3 protein-coding genes are annotated in these 1,850 nt (G+C 69.0%); all 3 read right to left on the minus strand.

What is annotated here, in order from left to right; translation table 11 throughout:
• Window positions 1–287, minus strand: a 287-nt coding sequence (locus tag VGB60_RS00865; RefSeq protein ID WP_331036403.1) for a S1 RNA-binding domain-containing protein, incomplete at its 3' end; no start/stop codon positions are given.
• A gap of 152 nt (window positions 288–439) precedes the next feature.
• Window positions 440–1,090: a (d)CMP kinase gene (gene cmk, locus VGB60_RS00870; RefSeq protein ID WP_331036404.1), complete on the minus strand. Its 651-nt coding sequence runs from the start codon at window positions 1,088–1,090 to the stop codon at window positions 440–442.
• Window positions 1,087–1,850: 3-phosphoshikimate 1-carboxyvinyltransferase (locus VGB60_RS00875; RefSeq protein ID WP_331036405.1), on the minus strand; the 764-nt coding region annotated here is incomplete at its 5' end. The genes cmk and VGB60_RS00875, both read right to left, overlap by 4 nt.

The following is a 1,850-nucleotide window of genomic DNA, read 5'->3' on the forward strand; positions in this document are numbered from 1 at the left end:
GCCTTGTCGCGGCTGATGACGGCTTCACCCAGGGCGTTCTCGACGCGCTCAAGGTAGACTTCGACGTTGTCGCCGATCTTCGGGATGACGGCGCCTTCGCCGATGCCGAACTCGCGGGCCGGGATGCGGCCTTCGGTCTTCAGACCGACGTCGATGATCAGGATGTCCTTTTCCATGCCGACGACGCGGCCGTGGACGACCTGGCCTTCGCCGAGGTCGCGGCCCTGAAGGGTTTCGTCGAGCAGCGCGGAGAAGTCGTCGCGCGAGGGGGTGAGAGTGTCAGTCATGCGTTGAGGAGATTTCTAACGGTTATGGCGCGCGACCGAACGGCCCCGCGCGTGTGGTTGAAAAGGGAAATCAGGTCGTCTCGACACGAAGCGATGTTGCGCCAGATCGCCCGCGGAAGCCGAGGATGGGAGCGTTGGATTTGCGGAACGGGTCAGAGACCGTGTTTCGCGCGCGCCGCCTCGACGATACGGCGGGCCGCATCGAAGGCGGTCTCTATATCCATATCGGTCGTGTCCAGCAAGACGGCGTCGTCGGCCTGGACCATTGGGGCCGCGCCCCGGCCCGCGTCGCGCTCGTCGCGGCGGATGATGTCGGCGAGCATGTCCTCGTAGGCGATCGCGTCGCCGCGGCCGGTCAGCTGCTTCCAGCGTCGCAGCGCCCGCACCTCCGGGGTGGCGGTCACGAACAGCTTGGCCGAAGCGTGCGGGGCGATGACGGTGCCGATATCGCGACCGTCCAGCACCGCGCCGCCGGGCTGGGCCGCGAACGCCTTCTGGAACTCCAGCAGGGCCGCGCGCACGCCCGGATAGCCCGCCACTCGGCTGGCCGCCTCGCCGGCGTCTCCGCTGGTCAGGCGTTCTGTGTCCGACAGGCTCTCGGCCTTCAGCGCCCGCGCCACGCCGGTCGCCGCCGCCTCGTCGTCCAGCGATCCGCCGGCGTCAAGCAAGCCCAGCCCCACGGCTCGGTAGAGCAAACCTGTGTCGAGGAAGGGCAGACCGTAGAGCTTGGCCAGCCGCGCCGCGATCGTGCCCTTGCCCGAGGCGGCCGGGCCGTCGACGGAGATGATAAGGGGTGCTGTCATTCAGACGCTGCGATATCGGCCCCGAGGCCGCCCATCAACTCGACAAATCCCGGAAAGCTGGTCGCGATCATCCCCGGCTCGTCCACCGACACCGGATCATCGGCCGCCAGACCGAGCACCAGATGACTCATGGCGATGCGGTGGTCGCCGTGAGTGGCGACGGTCGCGCCGCCTCGAACCGCGCCGCCGGTGACGGTGAAGCCCTCCGGCTCCTCCTCCACGGCGACGCCGCAGGCACGCAAGCCCGTGACCATCAGGGCGATGCGGTCGCTCTCCTTGACGCGCATCTCGCCGACGCCGCGCATGACCGTGGAGCCCTCGGCGAAGGCGGCCGTCGCGGCGAGGATCGGATATTCGTCGATCATCGACGCCGCCCGTTCCGGCGGGACGATTACCGCCCAGAGACTGGAATATCGGGCCGTGACGTCGCCGACTTCCTCGCCCCCCGTGGTGCGGCGGTTCGAGACGGTCAGGTCCGCGCCCATCTCGCGCCAGGTGTCGAACAGGCCGGTGCGCAGCGGGTTCAGCATCACGCCTTCGACGGTCACCTCCGAACCGGGCACGATCAACGCGGCGGCCAGCGGGAAGGCGGCCGAGGACGGATCGCCCGGGACCGAGACGGCGGCGCCCTTCAGAGACTGGCCTCCGACCAGGCGGATGGCGGTGCAGTCATCCAGTTCCGCGACCCGGATCTCCACGCCGAAGCCGGGCAGCATGCGTTCGGTGTGGTCGCGGCTGGGGACCGGCTCGTACACCATCG

It is taken from the genome of Brevundimonas sp. (assembly GCF_036399195.1).
GTDB lineage: Bacteria > Pseudomonadota > Alphaproteobacteria > Caulobacterales > Caulobacteraceae > Brevundimonas.